At 44.2% G+C, this 19,681-nt stretch carries 22 protein-coding genes; 15 read left to right on the plus strand and 7 right to left on the minus strand.

The features are described from left to right. Positions 1-14: 14 nt before the first annotated feature. Entirely contained in the window at positions 15-1,304 is a 1,290-nt protein-coding gene (argA, locus tag QCB45_RS06905) for an amino-acid N-acetyltransferase (RefSeq protein ID WP_279420136.1), read from the minus strand. Positions 1,305-1,531: 227 nt separating this feature from the next. On the opposite strand from argA, the gene ilvD reads away from it, so the two are divergent. Both ilvD and QCB45_RS06915 read left to right on the plus strand, forming a co-directional pair. Next, positions 1,532-3,388: a dihydroxy-acid dehydratase gene (ilvD, locus tag QCB45_RS06910; RefSeq protein ID WP_279420137.1), complete on the plus strand. Its 1,857-nt coding sequence runs from the start codon at positions 1,532-1,534 to the stop codon at positions 3,386-3,388. A gap of 22 nt (positions 3,389-3,410) precedes the next feature. After that, a complete protein-coding gene (locus QCB45_RS06915; RefSeq protein ID WP_279420138.1) occupies positions 3,411-3,812 on the plus strand; it encodes a TerB family tellurite resistance protein in 402 nt (133 codons plus the stop codon). A 179-nt stretch (positions 3,813-3,991) separates the two neighbouring features. Here the strand turns inward: QCB45_RS06915 and soxA are convergent, their stop codons facing one another. From soxA to QCB45_RS06940, 5 genes are all read right to left on the minus strand, one after another. Then, positions 3,992-4,822, minus strand: a complete 831-nt coding sequence (gene soxA / locus QCB45_RS06920; protein ID WP_279420139.1) for a sulfur oxidation c-type cytochrome SoxA — start codon at positions 4,820-4,822, stop codon at positions 3,992-3,994. Between the two features lie 92 nt (positions 4,823-4,914). Then, on the minus strand, positions 4,915-5,226 hold the full coding sequence (soxZ, locus tag QCB45_RS06925; protein WP_279420140.1) for a thiosulfate oxidation carrier complex protein SoxZ: 312 nt from the start codon (positions 5,224-5,226) through the stop codon (positions 4,915-4,917). A 60-nt stretch (positions 5,227-5,286) separates the two neighbouring features. Beyond that, the gene (gene soxY / locus QCB45_RS06930; RefSeq protein WP_279420141.1) at positions 5,287-5,754 is read right to left on the minus strand and encodes a thiosulfate oxidation carrier protein SoxY; all 468 of its coding nucleotides are present in this window, start codon (positions 5,752-5,754) and stop codon (positions 5,287-5,289) included. A 41-nt stretch (positions 5,755-5,795) separates the two neighbouring features. After that, entirely contained in the window at positions 5,796-6,173 is a 378-nt protein-coding gene (gene soxX / locus QCB45_RS06935; RefSeq protein ID WP_279420142.1) for a sulfur oxidation c-type cytochrome SoxX, read from the minus strand. A 187-nt stretch (positions 6,174-6,360) separates the two neighbouring features. After that, on the minus strand, positions 6,361-7,833 hold the full coding sequence (locus tag QCB45_RS06940) for a M48 family metalloprotease (protein ID WP_279420143.1): 1,473 nt from the start codon (positions 7,831-7,833) through the stop codon (positions 6,361-6,363). A gap of 183 nt (positions 7,834-8,016) precedes the next feature. On the opposite strand from QCB45_RS06940, the gene QCB45_RS06945 reads away from it, so the two are divergent. The 9 genes from QCB45_RS06945 (at position 8,017) to rimI (ending at position 16,220) form a co-directional block, all read left to right on the plus strand. Beyond that, entirely contained in the window at positions 8,017-8,250 is a 234-nt protein-coding gene (locus QCB45_RS06945) for a sulfurtransferase TusA family protein (RefSeq protein WP_279420144.1), read from the plus strand. Continuing rightward, positions 8,243-8,767: a DsrE/DsrF/DrsH-like family protein gene (locus tag QCB45_RS06950; RefSeq protein WP_279420145.1), complete on the plus strand. Its 525-nt coding sequence runs from the start codon at positions 8,243-8,245 to the stop codon at positions 8,765-8,767. Before QCB45_RS06945 ends, QCB45_RS06950 begins: the two co-directional genes overlap by 8 nt. A gap of 41 nt (positions 8,768-8,808) precedes the next feature. Continuing rightward, positions 8,809-9,693 carry a UTP--glucose-1-phosphate uridylyltransferase GalU gene (galU, locus tag QCB45_RS06955; RefSeq protein WP_279420146.1) on the plus strand — a complete coding sequence of 295 codons (885 nt, stop codon included), beginning with the start codon at positions 8,809-8,811 and terminating at the stop codon, positions 9,691-9,693. A 47-nt stretch (positions 9,694-9,740) separates the two neighbouring features. Beyond that, positions 9,741-11,372 carry a glucose-6-phosphate isomerase gene (gene pgi, locus QCB45_RS06960; protein WP_279420147.1) on the plus strand — a complete coding sequence of 544 codons (1,632 nt, stop codon included), beginning with the start codon at positions 9,741-9,743 and terminating at the stop codon, positions 11,370-11,372. Continuing rightward, the gene (locus QCB45_RS06965) at positions 11,369-12,679 is read left to right on the plus strand and encodes a UDP-glucose/GDP-mannose dehydrogenase family protein (RefSeq protein WP_279420148.1); all 1,311 of its coding nucleotides are present in this window, start codon (positions 11,369-11,371) and stop codon (positions 12,677-12,679) included. The genes pgi and QCB45_RS06965 overlap by 4 nt, the downstream gene beginning before the upstream one ends. A gap of 89 nt (positions 12,680-12,768) precedes the next feature. Beyond that, positions 12,769-13,569: a CDP-diacylglycerol--serine O-phosphatidyltransferase gene (gene pssA / locus QCB45_RS06970; RefSeq protein ID WP_279420149.1), complete on the plus strand. Its 801-nt coding sequence runs from the start codon at positions 12,769-12,771 to the stop codon at positions 13,567-13,569. Then, positions 13,566-15,110: a 2-isopropylmalate synthase gene (locus QCB45_RS06975; protein ID WP_279420150.1), complete on the plus strand. Its 1,545-nt coding sequence runs from the start codon at positions 13,566-13,568 to the stop codon at positions 15,108-15,110. Before pssA ends, QCB45_RS06975 begins: the two co-directional genes overlap by 4 nt. Before the next feature lie 17 nt (positions 15,111-15,127). After that, on the plus strand, positions 15,128-15,730 hold the full coding sequence (locus QCB45_RS06980) for a hypothetical protein (RefSeq protein ID WP_279420151.1): 603 nt from the start codon (positions 15,128-15,130) through the stop codon (positions 15,728-15,730). A 10-nt stretch (positions 15,731-15,740) separates the two neighbouring features. Further along, complete coding sequence (rimI, locus tag QCB45_RS06985) at positions 15,741-16,220, plus strand: ribosomal protein S18-alanine N-acetyltransferase (protein ID WP_279420152.1); 480 nt, start codon at positions 15,741-15,743, stop codon at positions 16,218-16,220. A 21-nt stretch (positions 16,221-16,241) separates the two neighbouring features. Here rimI and QCB45_RS06990 read toward each other — a convergent pair whose 3' ends face one another. Beyond that, entirely contained in the window at positions 16,242-17,048 is an 807-nt protein-coding gene (locus tag QCB45_RS06990) for an inositol monophosphatase family protein (RefSeq protein WP_279420153.1), read from the minus strand. Between the two features lie 108 nt (positions 17,049-17,156). On the opposite strand from QCB45_RS06990, the gene QCB45_RS06995 reads away from it, so the two are divergent. From QCB45_RS06995 to QCB45_RS07010, 4 genes are all read left to right on the plus strand, one after another. Then, complete coding sequence (locus tag QCB45_RS06995; RefSeq protein ID WP_279420154.1) at positions 17,157-17,918, plus strand: RNA methyltransferase; 762 nt, start codon at positions 17,157-17,159, stop codon at positions 17,916-17,918. Between the two features lie 2 nt (positions 17,919-17,920). After that, positions 17,921-18,724, plus strand: a complete 804-nt coding sequence (gene cysE / locus QCB45_RS07000) for a serine O-acetyltransferase (protein ID WP_279420272.1) — start codon at positions 17,921-17,923, stop codon at positions 18,722-18,724. A 123-nt stretch (positions 18,725-18,847) separates the two neighbouring features. Continuing rightward, positions 18,848-19,288, plus strand: coding sequence for an Rrf2 family transcriptional regulator (locus tag QCB45_RS07005; RefSeq protein ID WP_279420155.1), 441 nt, complete (start codon positions 18,848-18,850; stop codon positions 19,286-19,288). Between the two features lie 23 nt (positions 19,289-19,311). Continuing rightward, a complete protein-coding gene (locus tag QCB45_RS07010; RefSeq protein ID WP_279420157.1) occupies positions 19,312-19,638 on the plus strand; it encodes an iron-sulfur cluster assembly accessory protein in 327 nt (108 codons plus the stop codon). The last annotated feature ends 43 nt before the right edge of the window (positions 19,639-19,681 follow it).

The raw sequence follows: 19,681 nt of genomic DNA on the forward strand, positions 1-19,681 counted from the left end.
GGTGAAAAGGGTTTCTAACTTAATTGTTTGACTAATACTTTGGAGTTGCGCTGAAAGTTATACAGCGTCTGTTTCTTTTCGGGCAAATCTTCAACTTTACCGATTTCAAAGCCATGTTCGATAAACCAGTGATGTGTGTGAGTCGTCAATAAAAACAGTGACTTCACGCTAATGGATTTCGCTTTTGCTTCGATGGCATTAAGCAGTTCGCTACCAAGCTCTTGCCCCTGGTAATGAGGGTTGACTGCCAGGCAGGCGAGTTCGGCGTACTCTTCTTCATGTTGGTAGAGAGCCGCACAGCCGATAATAAGTTGATCGCGTTCGATTACCATAAAGTTATCAATTTCCAGTTCGAGCAGTTCACGCGAACGCTTCACCAGAACTCCTTGTTGTTCCAGCGGGGCAATCAGGTCGAGAATGCCGCCGACGTCATCAATATTCGCTTGACGTACTTGATGATAGCGATCACTGAAAATTAAGGTTCCGGATCCGTCTCGCGTGAAAAGTTCGATCAATATCGTGCTTGGGTCGTGTTTGTCCATCAGGTGGATGCGTTTCACATTCTGACTGGTTTTGCGAATTTGGGTCAATAGACGAACCTGTTCCGAACTTGAGGATTGTTTTAGAGCAGCGTCGAGTTCAGGAATACTTAGTTGTTTAGGCAGGTCTTGGATTTCGGCTTCGGTCGTAAAAATCATCAGTTTATCGGCTTGGATAGCAGACGCAACCTCACAGGCCTGCTCAAGGGTGTTTAGGTTAAATAGCTCTCCGGTTAAGGAGTAAGCAAGAGGCGTGAGCAGGGCGATCTGGCCGGCTTCCAGGTTAGCAGAAATGGCTTGGTGGTTTATTTTTCGTAGGTTACCCGTGTGTTGGAAATCGACGCCGTCGATGACTCCTTTTGGTTGCGCAATCACCCAGTTACCCGATGTGATTGTTAGCGGGCTTGGCTGCATGCAGTTAGCTTGGCTAAAACTGGCTTCTAACTGGCTTCTAACTGTCCCGATGGTTTGCTGGAAAATCGGTAGCATTTCAGTCGTTGTAATGCGGAACTGTTGATGGCTCTGCCATTTGATATTGGCTGTTTCAAAGGCTTGGTCAATTTGCTCCGTTGCACCCATGACCAGGACGATTTTCAATCCAAGGTTGTGCAAAAGCCCAACATCCTGAGAGAGTTGTTTGCGACTCGATTCTGTGAGCAATAGCTCTCCTGGAAGGTAAATGACACAGGTCTTTCCACGGTGTTGTTCGATATAGCGTGAAGACTGCCGCAAAGAGTTTATAAAATCGAGGTCTGATTGTTGCATTCGTTAGCCGTTAAAATCAATGAAATAGTTGGTCATTTCAGGAAAATGCTTGGCCGAATCTGGCAAGTAGGTTCCGCTTGTTTGAAACGATTCGATTTTTCGTAAAAAACCGATTGGATTTTGTCATATCTGAACGACAGATGTGAGAAAATAACTTAATAAATATAAATAAGTATAACAGCCAATCAGTGATTGTTGAATCATTGCAAAGCGTTAAGGAGTTTTAGATGCCACAATATCGTTCAAGAACCAGCACACATGGTAGAAATATGGCCGGTGCACGTGCTTTATGGCGTGCGACAGGAATGGAAACGCAGGATTTCGGCAAGCCGATTATCGCGATTGCAAACTCGTTTACGCAGTTTGTTCCTGGGCATGTGCACTTGAAAGATATGGGACAGCTGGTGGCAAGGGTTATTGAAGAGAATGGCGGTGTTGCCAAAGAGTTCAATACCATCGCGGTAGACGACGGGATTGCAATGGGGCATGACGGTATGTTGTACTCTTTGCCTTCACGTGACTTGATTGCGGATTCCGTCGAGTACATGTGTAATGCACATTGTGCCGATGCATTGGTATGTATCTCAAACTGCGACAAGATCACTCCGGGTATGATGATGGCCGCAATGCGACTTAATATTCCAACCATTTTCGTTACGGGTGGACCGATGGAATCCGGTAAGACCGTATTGGGTGGAGAAGGGATTAAATTGGATCTTGTTGATGCGATGGTAATGGCTGCGGATGACCGTTGTTCTGACTCCGATGTGGATGAAGTTGAACGCTCTGCATGTCCTACTTGTGGTTCATGTTCTGGTATGTTTACTGCGAACTCGATGAACTGTTTGGCGGAAGCGCTTGGAATAGCGCTTCCTGGAAACGGAACGACTTTGGCTACTCATGCTGACCGCAAACATCTGTTTGAAGAAGCAGGTCGCCGCATTGTAGAGATCACTAAACAATATTACGAGCAGGATGATGATTCCGTTTTACCGCGTTCAATTGCGACAATGGAAGCTTTTGAAAATGCCATGTCTCTTGATGTGGCAATGGGCGGTTCAACCAATACAATTTTGCATTTGCTGGCAATCGCTCGTGAAGCGGAAGTGAAATTCACCATGGCGGATATAGATCATATTTCACGTCGTGTTCCATGTCTGTCAAAGGTCGCACCAAACTCTAAAATTTACCACATGGAAGATGTCCATAGAGCGGGCGGTATCATGCGAATTCTTGGTGAGCTGGAAAGAGGTGGGCTGTTGCATACCGATGTATCAACCGTTCATGCTTCGACAATGGGGGCGGCACTTGAGCTATGGGATATCCGCCGTACCGAAGATCCGGCTGTAGAAAAGTTTTTTAAGGCTGCTCCAGGAAACGTTCGTACTACTGTGGCTTTCAGCCAAGACAAGCGTTGGAAGACGTTGGATAAGGATGAAAAATCCGGCTGTATTCGTAGTGTAGAGAATGCTTACACGAAAGATGGCGGATTGGCCGTTCTTTATGGAAATATTGCATTAGATGGCTGTGTCGTTAAAACGGCTGGTGTGGATGAAGAGATATTCAAGTTTACCGGTAAGGCGCGTATCTACGAAAGCCAGGATGCCGCTGTAGCAGGCATCTTGGGTGATGAAGTCAAATCCGGTGAAGTTGTGATTATTCGTTATGAAGGGCCTAAGGGTGGCCCTGGTATGCAGGAAATGCTTTATCCAACCAGTTACCTAAAATCTAAAGGGCTTGGTAAAGAGTGTGCTTTGTTGACCGATGGGCGTTTTTCAGGTGGTACTTCAGGTTTGTCCATTGGGCATGCTTCACCTGAAGCGGCTGAAGGTGGAAACATTGGATTGGTTGAAAACGGCGATATTATTGAAATCGATATCCCGGAACGTAAAATCAATGTCCAATTGACGGATGAAGAGTTGGCTGAGAGAAGGCAAGCAATGGTTGCTAAGGGACGTGATGCCTGGAAGCCTGTCGAGAAGAGAGCTCGAAAAGTTAGTGCGGCATTGCGTGCCTATGCGGCTATGACGACCAGTGCTGCTTTTGGTGCAGTGCGTGACGTAGAACAAATCGAACACAGATAATTTATTTTAGGAGTTTTGAATCATGTTTGCAGATAGACTGACCCAGGAACAGCGTCAAGTTGTTTTTGATCTGACAGCTCATATTGCTGCCGCTGATAATGATGTATCCGATGAAGAGGTTCAGTATCTTAAGGATTTCAGTGAAGCTTACGGTATTGAGTATGACTTGGACAAGGCGGATATTGATATTCCGGCGTTGATTCAGTTGTTGGATACCAAGCAGGCACGGATTATCACCCTTCAGGAAATTATTAAGATCTCCTATAAGGATGGGCATTTCGGTGAAGAAGAGCAAGATAAGGTCTTCTTGATTGCTCAGAAGATGGGCCTTAATGATCCGGAATTGTTGATGAGAATTGAGAAGTGGGTTCGTCAAGGATTTGACTGGATTTATGAAGGGGAGCAGATGCTTGAGTTAGCTTAAGCATCTCTTCTATCTGTTAGTAAAGTTTTACTTACTTAGTTCTTAAAGCCGGCAACTTAGCCGGTTTTTTTGTACGTAATAAAAGTTGTGTTTGTTTATTCTTAATGATGACAATAGCCAAATTAAAGGCAATAAAAAACCCGGCTTAGCCGGGTTTTTTATTGAGTCAGAATTACCTATTATTCGCGGTAACCAGGTCCGTTGATTTCAAGACCGTTTGACATATAAGCTTCAAAGAACTCTAGGTTACGGAATTCTTCACCTTGAGTTTTGAATGGGGTTGCACGCATGTTTTTCATACAACCATCATAACGACGGTGCAGCGTACCTAGTGCTTGCCACTTAGCTCTGAACACTGGGAAGTGTGTAGTGTGACCTACGATCGGAGATAGAATGTTAGAACGTGCTAGACGTCCAGCATTGTAAGTGTGACATTTTGCACAAGAAAGGTTCAATTGGCCGCGAGGAGTAAGGTAAATCTCTCTACCTGCATTGAATGCTTTTTTTGCACCTTCACTTTCGATTTTAACATCGATTTTTTGGCCACGAGCATTGTAAGCAAGGTAACCGCTAACTTGTGCGATTGTTCCTTTCTTCCATTTGTATGGTTTCAGGCCAGCGTCAGTACGACATTGGTTAATTGCACCTTCTAGTGTAACAACCTGCTGGGTTGCTTCATCAAAGTAAGGATATTTTGGTCGAATTTTTGAAACGTCAGAACCAAAGCATTTTTCAAAGACTGCCTTGTCTTTATTCCATGCAGCTTCACCTGCATCAACCGCGTCTAAATATGGAGGGAATTCTTCAGCCGCTTCCCATTGAGCGTATTTGTCTGCTGAATAAATGTATGCACCGTTTGCATACTCTTCAAATTTAATATTTGGACTTTTTGCTTTGAAATAGTCGACCAGTTGCTGGTGATCTGTTTCAGGGTCCACATTGGATGCCATTACTGAGGTGGCACCTACTGAAACACCTAGTGTTAAGGCGATTAGTAGCGTTTTTTTCATTCCCAATCCTCCGTCCGAGAGCTCTGTTATTTTCTATTTCTATTATTATTATGGGGTGTACCTGCCCAAGAGGGCAGGCACCGACTCTTAAATTACTTCAATTTAAGAGTTTCTTCACCAGCTTCACCAGTGTTGTCAGTCAAAACAATTTTAACTTCGTCACCAGCGTTAGCTTTTAGTTGAACAGCCATGTATGGGTTTGCAGAAACCGCACCAGACCATTGCGCGTTTACAGCTTCAGTACCGTTTACCAATACTTTAACAGTATCGATGAACTTAGCTGGATATGGCTTACCAGTTTTCTTGTTCATACGAGCACCAGATTCCATAGGGTGCTTGATTAGCGCCTTAACTTCTGCAACGCCGCCTTTTGATTTTCCACGCATTCTGATTTTAATAGACATGTTATTTCCTTTTAATAATTTTCAGTGTGTCAATAAACTTTCAAAGTTTAAAGGTGGGGATTAACCACCACATCCACCGATAGTTACTTTAACTTCTTGTTCAGCTTTGAAAAGTTTTCCACCAGCTTTAACAACGGCAATAACATTCATTGTTTCACCCATTTTGATACGAGTAGAAACATAACCAATTGCAGAACTTGCAAAGTCATAAGTACAAACTAGAGGCATTGGGTTTTTGCTAGCCATGATTGAGATAGACTCAACACCGCTCATGCCAGAAGCGTCAACAGTTACAGGAGTTACTGCACCGTTCTCTGCGATTGCAGGGGCTTTAAGTTTGACGTCACCAGAAGCAGTTGCAGATGCTGAACCGTAAACACTGTTAAGTGCATCGTCAGTTTTCTTAGCAGCGAATGCAGCCTTGTTCCAGTCAGCCAATACTGTGCTTGGCGTTAATAGACCAGCGTTAACAGCTACAGCCGCTGCGCCAGTTGCTAGGGTACCTTTAAGGAAAGATCTACGTTTCATAAGGTTTTAAACTCCCGGTTAAGGTTTAATAAACATTAAGGTTACAGAGTATAGATGTAATCAACGATCTTGCTGATTTCTTCATCTGTAAGGATTCCATTTTGTCCAAATGGAGGCATCATGCTGTTCGGAACATTCTGAGTTTCAGGCGTTCCCCAAACTTTGTTGTACAGCTTTTGCTTATCTGGGTAACGAATCTTCATAGCAATCAGTGCAGGACCAATATTACCAGGCATTGCACCGTCACCTACCATGTGGCATGCAAGACAGTTACCTTTTGATCGACTGAAAGCGAGCTTTTTACCCTCTTCTACTGATGATGCACCTTTATCCGCAGCAAATGATGCTACTGGCTGTACCATTACAGCAGACGAGATCGCCAAAGCGGTCAACAACTTCTTCATGTTAGAATTGAACATTCTTCTCCTCCTAAAGAGTCTTTTATAACTTTCCCGTTTTATTTTTACTTGGGATTTATTATTTTGAACAAAATTTGCTCTTGGACGTAAGCTTACTCACTAAAATTACAAACGCAAGTGTTTTGAGAATGAAAAGGTATTGTTTTATTTAATCTCTTCTTAATAAAAACTTATGACCTGATTGATATTATTTGTCTTTGTTGTTGTCTTTCAATAGGTTGGCGTAATTAGTTTCAAAGTGTCTGATTTTAGCCTGCAAAGTGCTTCCATCCCTTTTTACAAGGGATTTTGCCTTGTTAATAAAAATGTTTGTACGTTGAATATCGCCGATATTAAAGTAACTTAATGCTTCGTAGAAATAGGCTTCAGCCAATTTGCCTTTTTGAGCATATGTGCCGCTTAGTAGTTTGTATAGTTGTGACTGGTACTGGTGTTTTGGTGTCTCATTAATCAATATCTGCTCTGCTTTTAAGCTTTGTCCTGCCTTAATTAATAGGCTTGTGTACCTCAGGAGAATCGACGGGTCTTGAGGGTATAGGTCGTGGGACAGCTCGGCTTGTTTGATAATTTCTGGAGGTATATTTTTGATGTCTGGGTTTAGGTATGAATCGAATAATAGTGTTTGGTAGAGGCGTTGTGTAGGTCGTTCCTTGATGGCTTTTTTTAGGCAGGAAAGTTCCTTGTGTTTAAATGTGACAGGTGTCTGTTTTAATAGATTGAGAGTATTCATGTAGCATTTTTCGGATTGGTTTAATTCGGTCGTATTTAGTGTTTCGTCATTGAGTCCTGTTAAATCTTGTAGTCTCAGCTTTATTAACGTCAGTGTTTCATTTTCATGCTTGAAAATTAATGGAGGGTAATTTTCAGCACGGTTTTTGGCTTCAGCTAGTCGGTGTTCAGTGACTGGGTGTGTCTGAAGTATTTCAATTGGTTTGAATTCGCTGTTTTGGTATTCCTGTGATAGTCGTGCGAAGAAATCCCCCATTGCAAAGGGGTTGTAGCCGCTTTTATATAGATATGAAATTCCTGTAGAGTCTGCTTCGGATTCGTGAGCCCTGGAATATTTTAGCTGCTGTTGGGCTTTGGCTCCCATGCTGCCCATAAGAGTAGCCATTCCGGCTGAGGAATCATGCATTCCAATCAGAATTGCCGCTATGATTGATGCGATGTTGCTCACATTGCTATTGGATTGCAGTTCAAAGCTTCTCGATAAGTGATTTTGTGTTACATGGGCAATTTCATGGGCAATGACCGATGCTAGTTCAGCTTCGTTGTTGACGGCTCTGATCAGTCCTGTGTGTATGCCTATTATACCATCTGGCCCGGCAAAAGCATTGATGTCAGGATTTTGTATGATGTAAAAAGAGAAATTTCGTTTATCTTCTGTATGACGGGATATTTGGAGTCCGATTCTACGGATATAGTTTGAAATATCTGGATCTGTTATAACGCTGTACTCGTTATGCAGAGCGGTTTTAAATGCTCTTCCAAGCACTTGTTCTTTTTCTTTTGTATATTCTATTAAGTCAGAGGAGCCAAGATTGGGCAGTTCGTTGGCGCTTGCTGTCAGTAGAGCTGATTGGAATATACAGAGTGAAAAAAACAGAAAAATTCCGAATTTTTTGATTGGCTTGTATGTGCGGTGTCTGGCTGCTAGCATGTGGTTAATCAATTCTACTAATGTCAGAAGTTTTTTTAATTATTATAAGACTACTCTTATTGTAAGTTGTGTACAATGAAATAAAAATCTTCGCCTTTCAGGGCGGGGTTGGCTTGCAGATTAAATGTTTTTTGCTTTTCGTTTCTGTAGGGAATTTAATTAGGAATCGTCAGTGATTAAATAATGCAGGAATTAGATTTTACAGGGCTTGCTTGTCCGATGCCTATCATTAAATTGAAAAAGTTCCTCGCGGAGTCTTCTGGCTTGCGGGAGCCTTTTATTGTTGTTCTTTCAGACAAAGGCGGCTTGAAGGACATTCCGGCTTTTTGTCAGCAGCAGAAACTTTTTTGCGAGCTTAAAAAGACTGAACCTTTTTTTGTTTTCCAAATTCAAAGAGTTGTCGGTGCCAATGAGTGAGACGGCCTTTTTCCCAGACCAATTCAGTGTGATTCAGTCTAAAGGCACTTTGGATTGGGCTTACGCTTCTTTTATTTTAGCCAGCACAGCAGCTGTGATGGATAAGGAAGTGGAACTGTTCTTTACCTTTTATGGATTAAAGTGTCTTCTTAAAGATTCGAATGGTTTAAAAATTACTCCGTTGGGGCGTCCGGATATGGTTGTAAAAAGTCCGATCGGACCGGAATGGCTGCAAAAAATAGACTGGAATCAAAAGTTGCCAGGACTGGTGTGGACCTTGCCGGGAATGTCTTCGCTAGCAACAAAAGGCTTCAAGAAACAATTGCAAAAACAGGGGCAGTTGCCGTTTGATGAGTTGAGAGAGATGTGTTTGGAGCTGGGAGTTAAAGTTACGGCTTGTCAGATGACGGTCGATTTAATGGGGTTTGAGGCTTCTGACTTTATAGAAGGGATCGAGTTTGCTGGTGCACCAAGTTATTTTGTACAAACGCCTGCTACACAGAGTCTATTTATTTAATTTTTTATTTTTTCGAATTAATAAAGTTTAAGAGTGGAAATATGTCATACAAGCCGTTAACCAAAGCGATTTTACCCGTCGCGGGTCTGGGTACCCGTTTTTTGCCAGCTACTAAAGCCATTCCTAAAGAAATGTTGACGGTAGTGGATAAGCCTTTGATTCAATATATTGTTCACGAAGCGGCTGAGGCAGGGATTACCGATATTATTTTAGTGACGCATTCTAGTAAAGGTGCAATCGAAAATCATTTCGATAAACATTACGAGTTAGAGAAAGAGTTGGAGTTGCGTGGAAAGCAGGATCGAATGGCTCCTTTGAAAGAAATTACACCTGAAGGTGTGCGCTTAGTCAGTGTTCGCCAGCCAGAGGCTTTGGGGTTAGGGCATGCAATCCTGTGCGCGGAACCTATTATTGGGGAGAACGAACCCTTTGCCGTACTGTTGCCTGACGTGTTGATGTACCATCCAAAGAAAGGGTGTTTGGCCCAAATGACGGAGACATATAAAAAAGTTCATACCAGTGTTGTCGCGTTAGAAGAAGTTCCTGAGGATCAGGTTGAAAAGTATGGTATCGCTGAGGTTCAGGGACCTGACTTGAGGATTTCGGAATTGGTGGAGAAACCTTCTATTGAAGAGGCACCTTCGAATCTGTCAGTTGTTGGTCGTTATATCTTTACACCTAGGTTGATGCAGTTGTTGAAAGAAACCAAGCCGGGAGCGGGTGGAGAAATTCAATTGACGGATGCTATGGATGATCTTTTGAAAGAAGAGGTTATGTTTGGTTTTGAATTCAAGGGCGGAAAGAGTTACGACTGTGGAGATAAGTTGGGGTATCTTCAGGCAAATGTCGAGTATGCATTACGGGACCCTAAATTAGGCCACGACTTTAGAGAGTACTTGGAAGGAACGGATCTTTCCAGTATTTAAATTGAGATGCGTTTATTTATCACAAGCAACTAAGGAAGTTGAAAAGCATGGGTGTGGAAAATTCTGAAGCATGGCAGGCCTTGAAGTCTCATTGCCAACAGGGGGTTGGTGATGTTCATTTGAAAACTTTGTTTGAAGATTGTGGTCGTGCAAATAGTTTCTCGATCGAGTTGGATGAGTTGTTTTTGGATTTTTCTAAAAACAGGATAACGGAAGAGACGATAGGACTCTTAGTGAGCTTGGCTAAGCAGCAGGAACTTCCAGAGTGGATTAATCGACTCTTAACTGGTGATAATGTGAATGACACCGAAGATCGGCCAGCGATGCATAGTGCTCTACGTGCTAGTGGTGCAGATGTTGAGGGCGAGGCGTTAAATGTCCAAGCTGAGATTGGTGTGCAGTTCGATAAGATGGAGCATATCGTCAATAAGATTCGTTCTGGTCAATGGCGTGGTTACAGCGGGAAGCCGATTACTGACGTGGTGAATATTGGTGTTGGTGGTTCCGATTTGGGACCTTTGATGGTCACTCATGCATTACAAACGATTAACTCCCCAATTAACTTACATTTTATTTCGTCAATTGATGGCACTCAGACTTCCAATTTACTGAAATCTCTAAACAGAGAAACGACTCTGTTTGTATTGGCATCGAAATCATTTACGACGATTGATACGCTTTCAAATGCAGAAACCGCCCGAGATTGGTTGGAAGAAGCAATTTCCGATTCGAAAACCTTGCTTTCACAGCATTTTTTGGGGGTTTCGACCAAGCCGGATATGATGACTAAATGGGGTATTCCGGAAGAGAATCAGTTGTTGTTTTGGGATTGGGTCGGTGGTCGATATTCTATGTGGTCGGTCATCGGGTTGCCCATTGCCTTAAAGGTCGGGATGAGTGGTTTCAAAGAGATGTTGGCGGGAGCCCATCTTATGGACCATCATTTCGGTACGGCAGAATTGAACAAGAATATACCTGTTTTGATGGGCTTGATTGATGTTTGGAATATAAATTTTTTGAATATCCAGGCAAAGGCAATTTTGCCCTATGATGCGCGTTTGAAGTATCTGCCTTCTTACTTCGAACAGTTAGTGATGGAAAGTAACGGAAAATCGGTTAACCGGTCTGGAGAGAAAGTCTCCTATAAGACTTGTCCTATTTTGTGGGGAGAAGTAGGGCCGAATGCCCAGCATGCTTTTTACCAGTTACTTCATCAGGGCACTCAACCTGTCATGTGTGACTTTATCGCACCAATTGAACGGGACGATTTCGATCGTAATTCGGTATCCGATAAGGATGGAAGTCTGCGCAACCAGCATGAGTTGGCGATGGCGAACTGTTTTGCACAGTCCCGAGTGTTGATGTTGGGGGATGCGGCGATTCCGGATTCAATCAAAGAAAAGTTTAATTCTCCATTCAAACATTATCCCGGCAACCAACCCTCAAATACGATCTTGTTGAAAACGATTTCTCCGAAAACTCTGGGGATGTTAGTTGCATTGTATGAGCATAAGACATTTGTTGAATCGGTGATTTGGGAAATCAATCCATTTGATCAGTGGGGAGTTGAGCTTGGCAAGCTGATAGCCAAGGAGGCTCATGCGGCAATAAAAGGGGATGAGAGTATCTGTACGTTTGATTCTTCCACCCAGAATTTGATTAAGAGGCTTGTGAAATGAAAGTATCTGTTTTCGGTTGTGAATTGAGCGGTTTGGTTACGGCAGGCGCTTTGGCACAGACGGGTAACCAGGTCGTTGCAATGCCGATAGGGGTGGCCAAAGTTGAAGACTTGCGTGACGGCGTGTTACCTCGTGAAGAGCCTGGACTGAGTCAGTTGGTCAAATCCCAGATTGAGGAGGGTGGTTTAGTTTTTGAGTCGGAGTGGGAAACAGGTGTTGAACACGGTGAAGTCTTGATTTTAAGCATGCCTTCTTGGCGCTTGGATCGCGCGGAAGAGGTGGTTAAGGTGATTGGTGAGAGCGCGACAAGGGATGTTCTGGTCGTGAATCAAAGCTCTTTCCCGATAGGAACCGCAGATCGGTTTGAAAACCAGGTAAAACAGGCTTTTGCGCGGCGTGGTTTGAGTGCCGAGGTGTCGGTTGTGGCCATGCCGGAGTTCATTAGTGAAGGTTCTGCAATCGGTGATTTTACACGTCCCGATCGAATCGTTCTGGGCAGTGGAGATGAAGAGGCTATTAAAAAAATTCGGGATTTGATGCGTCCGTTTAACAGGGTGACCGACCAGGTTAAGGTCATGAGTACGAGAGCGGCAGAGTACACTAAATTTGCTGTCAACGCCTTGCTTGCTACTCGAATCAGTTTGATCAACGAGTTAGCGAATAACGCCGAGCACTTTGAGATTGATATGGAGGAGGTTCGTCAGGGGTTGGGTTCCGATAGCCGGATTGGCTTCAGTTATTTGTATCCAGGTTGTGGTTTTGGTGGACCGAGCTTTGCGGCCGATGTAAAAAGCCTGGTGGGAACTTTGCGAAGCAAAGGGTATGATGCTGATCTGCTGAAGGCTGTATTGAGCAATAACGAGTCTCAGAAAGAGATATTGTTCCGTAAGGCTTGGCGATTCTTTAATACTGATCTTAAGGGGAAAAAAATCGCAGTGTGGGGATTGTCGTTCAAACCGAATACTTCCACGGTCGAAAATGCTCCGAGTATCAATACAATTGAGGCTCTGGTTGCACAAGGTGCTTCAGTATGCGCTTATGATCCCAAGGCAGTTCCTGATTTTAAGGCAAATTGGCAAGACGGTTCAGGTGTGGATTATTCGGATGATATGTACGATGCATTGGAGGGGGCTGATGCATTGTTTATTCTTACTGAGTGGAAAGCATTCTGGAACCCTGACTATGCATTGATGAAGGAACGTATGAAAACGGCGGTCATTTTCGATGGACGAAATATTTACGATCCGGAAGTGATCAGGGCACAAGGGTTCCGTTATTTTGGTGTTGGTCGAGGCGAAACGGTATAAAAGCCAGCTTCTTGATTAAGTTGTGGCTGGTGACGGCAACAACTTGCTAAAATAGCGTCTCTACTTAAACAAATTTTGAAGTGTAGTTTATGAAACCATTTGAACGCGGCATCTACTTGTTGCCTAATTTGATGACCACCGCAGCGTTGTTTGCCGGTTTTTATGCAGTAATCGCTGGAATGCAGGGGCATTATGAGGCGGGTGCGATTGCGATATTCGTTGCGATGATTTTTGATGGCTTGGACGGCCGTGTGGCACGTATGACCAATTCATGCAGTGCTTTTGGTGCCGAATATGACAGTTTAGCGGATATGATCTCATTTGGTTTAGCCCCTGCTTTGTTGGTGTATCAGTGGGCTTTGCACGATTTTGATAAACTCGGTTGGTTGGTCGCATTTATTTATACTGTCGGGGCGGCTTTGAGACTAGCTCGGTTTAATACCCAGGTTGGAAAAGCCGACAAACGTTATTTTCAAGGATTGCCTAGCCCAGCAGCCGCTGCTCTGCTGGCCGGTATGGTCTGGATGGTTGAGAGTAATCATATCGAAACCGGTGGGGAGGCACTTTTTGCTATGTTGCTTACCATACTTGCGGGATTGATGATGGTAAGCAATATTCGCTTTAGTTCATTTAAAGAGTTGGATATGAAAGGCAAGGTGCCTTTCGTTACACTTTTAGTGATGGTGTTGTTGTTTGTGGTCGTCACTTTGAAACCGGCGATGATTCTCTTTCTGATTTTCTTGGCCTATGCCATTTCCGGGCCGGTACTGACTTTGATGGCGTTGAAAAAAACCCGCAGTATGCGAAAACAGAATAAAAAAGACGATGTCGGACAGTCTGTTGAAAAGGTCGAGACAGAAACAGAGTTAAAAGATAGAGAAGATTCATGAAAGATCATTTAGTTATTTTCGATACTACTTTGCGTGACGGCGAACAAAGTCCTGGCGCATCTATGACTAAAGAAGAGAAGGTTCGTATTGCCAAGCAATTGGAAAAGCTTCGTGTGGATGTAATCGAGGCCGGTTTTCCAGCCGCTAGCGAAGGGGACTTTGAGTCGGTTAAGGCCGTAGCTTCGGTTGTCAAAGATAGCACGATTTGTGGTTTGGCGCGAGCGGTTGAAAATGATATCGTTCGAGCAGGTGAAGCAATCAAGCCGGCGAATTCGGGAAGAATTCATACTTTCATCGCGACCTCCCCGATTCATATGGAGAAAAAGTTGCGAATGTCACCGGACGAAGTGGTGGAACGAGCGGTATGGGCAGTCAAAAAAGCGCGAAATTTTACTGATAACGTTGAGTTTTCTCCAGAAGATGCGGGGCGTTCCGAGTTGGATTTCTTGTGTCGTGTGATTGAAGCGGCGATTGATGCCGGAGCAACGACCATTAATATCCCAGATACGGTCGGGTATAACGTACCTCATCAATTTGGGTTGCTGTTCAAAAACTTGATTGAGCGTATTCCGAACTCCGATAAAGCGATTTTCTCTGCGCACTGTCATAACGATCTAGGGTTGGCAGCGGCTAACTCGTTAGCGGCTGTTCGTAACGGTGCACGCCAGATCGAATGTACGATTAACGGTTTGGGAGAGCGCGCCGGAAACACCGCTTTGGAAGAAGTTGTAATGGCCGTCAAAACGCGACAGGATATTTTCGAAGTTGATACAAGGGTTAATACTACCGAAATCCTTGCGGCATCCCGTTTGGTTTCTAATATTACCGGTTTCGCTGTTCAGCCGAACAAGGCGATTGTCGGTGCCAATGCGTTCTCTCATGAATCTGGAATTCACCAAGACGGCGTACTGAAGCATCGTGAAACCTACGAGATCATGCGTGCTGAAGATGTGGGCTGGTCAACCAACAAGATGGTGTTGGGTAAGCATTCTGGGCGTAACGCTTTCCGTTCCCGTTTGGAAGAGTTGGGCATTACTTTTGAAACCGAGCAAGAACTGAATGAAGCCTTTGTTCGTTTTAAAGAGTTGGCCGATCGCAAGCACGAGATTTATGACGAGGATCTGCAAGCGCTTGTGACGGATAACTCTGCCCAGCGTGTCGAGAATGAGATCTATCGACTGGTATCACTTAAGGTTGCGACAGAAACCGGTGAAAACCCTAACGCCGAAGTGACGTTATGGATCGGCGGTAAAGAGGAAACCGCAGCGGCTAGTGGTGGTGGTGTGGTTGATGCTACTTTCAAGGCGATTGAAAACCTGGTTTCTTCCGGCTCTACTTTGGAGCTCTATTCTGTAAGCAATGTGACTAACGGAACGGATTCGATGGGTGAAACTTCGGTTCGTTTGGAGTTGGCAGGTCGTATCGTCAATGGGCAGGGGGCGGATACCGACATTGTTACCGCTTCCGCGAAAGCCTATATTAATGCATTGAATAAGCTGCAAGCTGTGGGTGTTAAAGAGCATCCACAAGCTCCGGTTTAAAGGTTTCTTTTTGTCAGATGGCAAATCCTAAGTTTTCAGCAGGCCTGTTCGAGGAGATGGGAGGTACCATCTGGGTGGCCAGGCCTGACTATTTTGAAAATCAAACCGACATTAAACAGTCCCCGGCTTCTCTGGACGTTGAAACTGTCGAACACTGTGATACAGCATCAACCATCATTGCTCCTGACGAAGTTCAGGCTGAACCTTCGTGTGTAGCCGAAGTGTCTTTTACCCCCGAAGGGCAGTCCGCTCAAGGCCAGACTTTGAATGGTTTGGTTTTGATTGGTTCTGGTCTCAATTCTATTTGGGAAGATGAAAATCGTCTCGAATGGCAGTTGTGGCTTAATATCTGTGAAGCACTTGGTTGGCCGGAAGATCAGGTCGCTTATTACGATACTGATGCCTTGATCTCCGAGGAGATGCTGTTTTCTACTATTGAAGAGATTGTTGAGTCGGGTGTGGAGCGTGTCTTGAGTATGCAACCGTATAGCGAGTTGTCAGAGCAATTGTCCGAAGGTCTTCAGGTTATTGAGGTGCCGAGTTTGCAGGATATGCTGTTCGACCCATATGCCAAGCAGTCTTTTTATCAATCCGTAATGGTTGTCCGTAACCAAGTTTAAATTCCAGAATATGTCCAGATTTAGCTACCTTCGTTCCATGGATGAGAGTGATCTTGAATGGGTTTTGTCCGTTGAGCAGAAATCCTATGATTACCCTTGGTCGCAAAAAGGCTTTGAGAATAGTCTGGATCAGGGGTTGAACTACATTTTTTGTAGTGAAGAAGGTGAGTTGTTAGGTTACGTATGCATGCTTACGGTTTTGGATGAGGTGCAGTTGTTGAATTTCTGTGTCGCGCCCAATCACCAAAAGAAAGGTGTTGGCAAAGCTGCGATGGATGCTTTGAAAATGAAGCTTCGGGAAAGTGGTTTTAATTTGATTCTGTTGGAGGTAAGAGCTTCCAATCTGTCTGGGCAAAAACTTTATCAGAAATGTGATTTTCATCGTGATGGTGTGCGTGCGAACTATTATCGTTGCCAGCTTTGGGATGAGAAAAGTATGGAGTTGTTGGAAGGGAAAGAGGATGCGGTGTTGATGTCCTGCACCCTCTAAAAGTTTGGTTGTTGTTTGGGTTTAACGTCTTAATTCTTCGGGGATTGTTTTGGCGATTGTCTGGGCCATTTCCTTATACAGTTTCGGATTCGCAACCATGATGTTACCGCTTTCCATATAATTTTCGGCACCGGTGAAGTCAGTCACCAGTGCTCCCGCTTCCTGTGCAATCAGCGCGCCTGCCGCAATATCCCAAGGCTTCAAGTTGAATTCCCAGAAACCGTCAACTCGTCCGCACGCCACGTAAGCCAGATCTAAAGCTGCCGAGCCAGCTCGGCGGATTCCTGCAGTGGATTGCATGAAGCTTTTCAGGCTTGCCATGTAGCTGTCCAGATAGCTGAAATCGTGATAAGGAAAGCCGGTTGCCAGTAGAGCGTTTTCCAATCCTTTCTGCTCGCTTGTGCGGATGCGGAAGTTGTTCAGTTTTGCACCGCTGCCTCTGGTTGCGCTGAACATTTCATCTCGAAGCGGATCGAAGATGACACCATGCATGAGTTTTCCTTTTTCCTTGACGGCAATGGAAACTGAAAACGACGGAAATTGATGTAGGAAATTGGTCGTGCCATCCAAAGGGTCGATAATCCATTCGATATCGGATTTTTTGTTGCCGGAAGTCTTACCGCTTTCTTCGGCAATAATCGTGTGGTCCGGGTAATATTTTTGGATGGTCTGTATAATAGTCTGTTCAGCTTCTTTATCGACTTCGCTGACATAGTCATTTTTGCCTTTATGTTCAATATGCAGACGATCGATGTTGGCTAAGTGGTGCATGATGTTGTTACCTGCGCTGCGGGCGGCAATGCTAGCGACATTGAGTAAAGGGTGCATGGTAAATTCCTATGTTGGTTTTTATTTCTAATCTGTGCACTACGAGCGATAAAGTGATTAGCTAAACGCTAAAATGTAAGTGGATGCGAATTATAACGGAAAAATATAATGATTGAAGATTATGCGCTGCATAAGGGATTGTCAAGAATCCGAATTGTACTGATTGAAACCTCCCACCCAGGGAACATAGGAAGTGTTGCTCGTGCCATGAAAAATATGGGATTGAGCCAGCTGGTCTTGGTGAGTCCTAAAGAGTTCCCAAGTCAGGTCGCTTCGGTCAGGGCATCCAGTGCTGCCGATGTTTTAAATTCTGCCAAGGTGGTGGATAGTTTGGATGAAGCAATCAAAGATGCGAAGTTGGTCGTTGGTGCAAGTGCCCGACTAAGAAAAGTGTCGTGGCCTCAGTTGGATGTACGTGAAACGGCTCAGATGGCATTGAGTACCGTAGAAGAGGGTGATGTTGCCTTGGTATTCGGGCGGGAAGATTCTGGTTTGAGTAATGCTGAATTGGATAAGTGCCATTATTTGGCTCACATTCCGACCAATCCAGCGTACAGCTCGTTGAATCTAGGAGCTGCGGTGCAAGTCTTTGCGTATGAGTGTCTGATGGCAACCGATATTGAAAGGCAGTACAGTAAAGGGTATCGTCATAAGCTGGCTTCTTCTGAACAGCTGGAAGGGTTTTACGATCATTTGTATCAGGCACTGCAGGACATTGAGTTTCTGGATCCTGCGAAGAACGCACGTTTTATGCGAAGAATGCGCAGATTGTTCAACCGTGCCCAGTTGGATGTAAAAGAAATTGATATTTTACGAGGGGTTTTGACAGCCGCTCAACGTCAAGTGAACAAAAACCATAACGAGGTTTAATGGTGTTTAAACGACTAAGATCCGATATTAATTGTGTATTTGAGCGTGATCCTGCCGCTCGTAATACATTTGAAGTACTTACGACTTATCCAGGATTGCATGCCATTTTATGGTATCGAGTAGCGCACTTTTTATGGAAAAAACGGTTGAAATGGCTGGCTCGTTTTATATCCACCGCGGCCCGCTGGTTTACCGGAATTGAGATTCATCCGGCCTGTGTGATTGGTGAGCGCTTTTTTATCGACCATGGTATGGGTGTGGTGATTGGTGAAACCGCTCAGATTGGTGATGATTGTACCTTGTATCACGGAGTGACTTTGGGTGGTACGACGTGGCAGAAAGGTAAGCGACACCCAACTTTGGGTGATCGGGTCGTTGTGGGGGCTGGAGCGAAAGTGTTGGGTCCGATTGAGATTGGAAACGATGCACGTATCGGTTCGAACGCAGTTGTTCTAAAGGGGGTTCCCGAGGGAAGAACGGTTGTTGGTATTCCCGGTAGAATTGTTGAGCAAGAGAAGTCGGATGTTAAGAAGCGTCGGGCTAAGATGGCCGAGAAGATTGGTTTTGATGCCTACGGTGTTAGGCAAGATATTGCCGATCCGGTGGAAAAAGCGATTTACAGTCTTTTGGACCATATTCAGGTTCAGGATGAAAAGCTTGAGAAAATGGCTATGGAGTTGCAGAAGCTTGGTGGGGAATCGATTGATATGCATTTCCCGAAATTGGATGATGCGGTGTTGGAACCGAGTGATCCCGAGCAGGCAGCGCATTTAAAAAGTTCTGCTGGAAAAAAGGTTATTGATTAGGTTAGAATTACATTAATGGTGTAAGTTTTACGTATTGTGATTCCGATTCGCGTAGTTCAATACTTGAGTAATTTACATGGTTATTGTATAATCTATCGATAGTTTAAGAATGGGAAATGTGTGATGAAATTGACTTCTAAAGGGCGCTATGCCGTAACAGCGATGATTGATATTGCCTTAAATCAAAATAATGGTCCAATCACCTTGTCTCTGATCTCTGAGCGACAGGGAATTTCATTATCGTACCTCGAGCAGTTGTTTGCGAAATTAAAGAAGGCTGACTTGGTATCCAGTGCAAGAGGACCAGGTGGAGGTTATCGCCTAAGTCGTTCAGCGGATGAGATATCAATCAGTCAAATCATCCATGCGGTGGATGAAATCATTGATGCGCAGAAATGTGGCGGTAAGGTGAATTGCCAGGCTGGAGAAAAGTGTTTGTCGCATGAACTTTGGCGAGACCTGAGTGCATTGATGGATTCCTTTTTGAAAGGTATTTCGCTACAATCTTTGTTGGATAAAGAGCACGGCAGTGCAAAAGAAATGAAAGAAATTAAGTTTGGATAAGAAGGCAGTCTAAAGGAGAAATTATGGCCGTTACCTTAACAGAAGCTGCAGCGCAGCGTGTGAAGAGCATGATCGCCAAGCGAGGCTCAGGTATTGGTCTGAGAGTGGCGACCAAAGTAAGTGGTTGTGCCGGTTTTTCTTATGTGGTGGATTACGCGGATGAAATTCATGGTGATGATTCCATTTTTGAAAGTTTTGGTACACAAGTTGTAGTGGATGCCAAGAGTTTAGAGAATATTGACGGGATGGAAATCGACTATGTTAAAGAAAGCTTGCTGAACGAAGGGTTCGATTTCAAAAACCCGAAAGTTAAAGAAAGTTGCGGTTGCGGAGAGTCTTTTACCGTGTAATTTTCTCTAGATGTGTTTTTTTCAAAAATATAGAGGCCCCAGC

The sequence above is a fragment of the Thiomicrorhabdus sp. ZW0627 genome (genome assembly GCF_029767005.1).
Taxonomy (GTDB): Bacteria; Pseudomonadota; Gammaproteobacteria; order Thiomicrospirales; family Thiomicrospiraceae; genus Thiomicrorhabdus.

Coding starts and splice junctions, on each gene's coding strand:
- argA (WP_279420136.1), bottom strand. CDS start 1,304: ATGCAACAATCAGACCTCGATTTTATAAACTCTTTGCGGCAGTCTTCA.
- ilvD (WP_279420137.1), top strand. CDS start 1,532: ATGCCACAATATCGTTCAAGAACCAGCACACATGGTAGAAATATGGCC.
- QCB45_RS06915 (WP_279420138.1), top strand. CDS start 3,411: ATGTTTGCAGATAGACTGACCCAGGAACAGCGTCAAGTTGTTTTTGAT.
- soxA (WP_279420139.1), bottom strand. CDS start 4,822: ATGAAAAAAACGCTACTAATCGCCTTAACACTAGGTGTTTCAGTAGGT.
- soxZ (WP_279420140.1), bottom strand. CDS start 5,226: ATGTCTATTAAAATCAGAATGCGTGGAAAATCAAAAGGCGGCGTTGCA.
- soxY (WP_279420141.1), bottom strand. CDS start 5,754: ATGAAACGTAGATCTTTCCTTAAAGGTACCCTAGCAACTGGCGCAGCG.
- soxX (WP_279420142.1), bottom strand. CDS start 6,173: ATGTTCAATTCTAACATGAAGAAGTTGTTGACCGCTTTGGCGATCTCG.
- QCB45_RS06940 (WP_279420143.1), bottom strand. CDS start 7,833: ATGCTAGCAGCCAGACACCGCACATACAAGCCAATCAAAAAATTCGGA.
- QCB45_RS06945 (WP_279420144.1), top strand. CDS start 8,017: ATGCAGGAATTAGATTTTACAGGGCTTGCTTGTCCGATGCCTATCATT.
- QCB45_RS06950 (WP_279420145.1), top strand. CDS start 8,243: ATGAGTGAGACGGCCTTTTTCCCAGACCAATTCAGTGTGATTCAGTCT.
- galU (WP_279420146.1), top strand. CDS start 8,809: ATGTCATACAAGCCGTTAACCAAAGCGATTTTACCCGTCGCGGGTCTG.
- pgi (WP_279420147.1), top strand. CDS start 9,741: ATGGGTGTGGAAAATTCTGAAGCATGGCAGGCCTTGAAGTCTCATTGC.
- QCB45_RS06965 (WP_279420148.1), top strand. CDS start 11,369: ATGAAAGTATCTGTTTTCGGTTGTGAATTGAGCGGTTTGGTTACGGCA.
- pssA (WP_279420149.1), top strand. CDS start 12,769: ATGAAACCATTTGAACGCGGCATCTACTTGTTGCCTAATTTGATGACC.
- QCB45_RS06975 (WP_279420150.1), top strand. CDS start 13,566: ATGAAAGATCATTTAGTTATTTTCGATACTACTTTGCGTGACGGCGAA.
- QCB45_RS06980 (WP_279420151.1), top strand. CDS start 15,128: ATGGCAAATCCTAAGTTTTCAGCAGGCCTGTTCGAGGAGATGGGAGGT.
- rimI (WP_279420152.1), top strand. CDS start 15,741: ATGTCCAGATTTAGCTACCTTCGTTCCATGGATGAGAGTGATCTTGAA.
- QCB45_RS06990 (WP_279420153.1), bottom strand. CDS start 17,048: ATGCACCCTTTACTCAATGTCGCTAGCATTGCCGCCCGCAGCGCAGGT.
- QCB45_RS06995 (WP_279420154.1), top strand. CDS start 17,157: ATGATTGAAGATTATGCGCTGCATAAGGGATTGTCAAGAATCCGAATT.
- QCB45_RS07005 (WP_279420155.1), top strand. CDS start 18,848: ATGAAATTGACTTCTAAAGGGCGCTATGCCGTAACAGCGATGATTGAT.
- QCB45_RS07010 (WP_279420157.1), top strand. CDS start 19,312: ATGGCCGTTACCTTAACAGAAGCTGCAGCGCAGCGTGTGAAGAGCATG.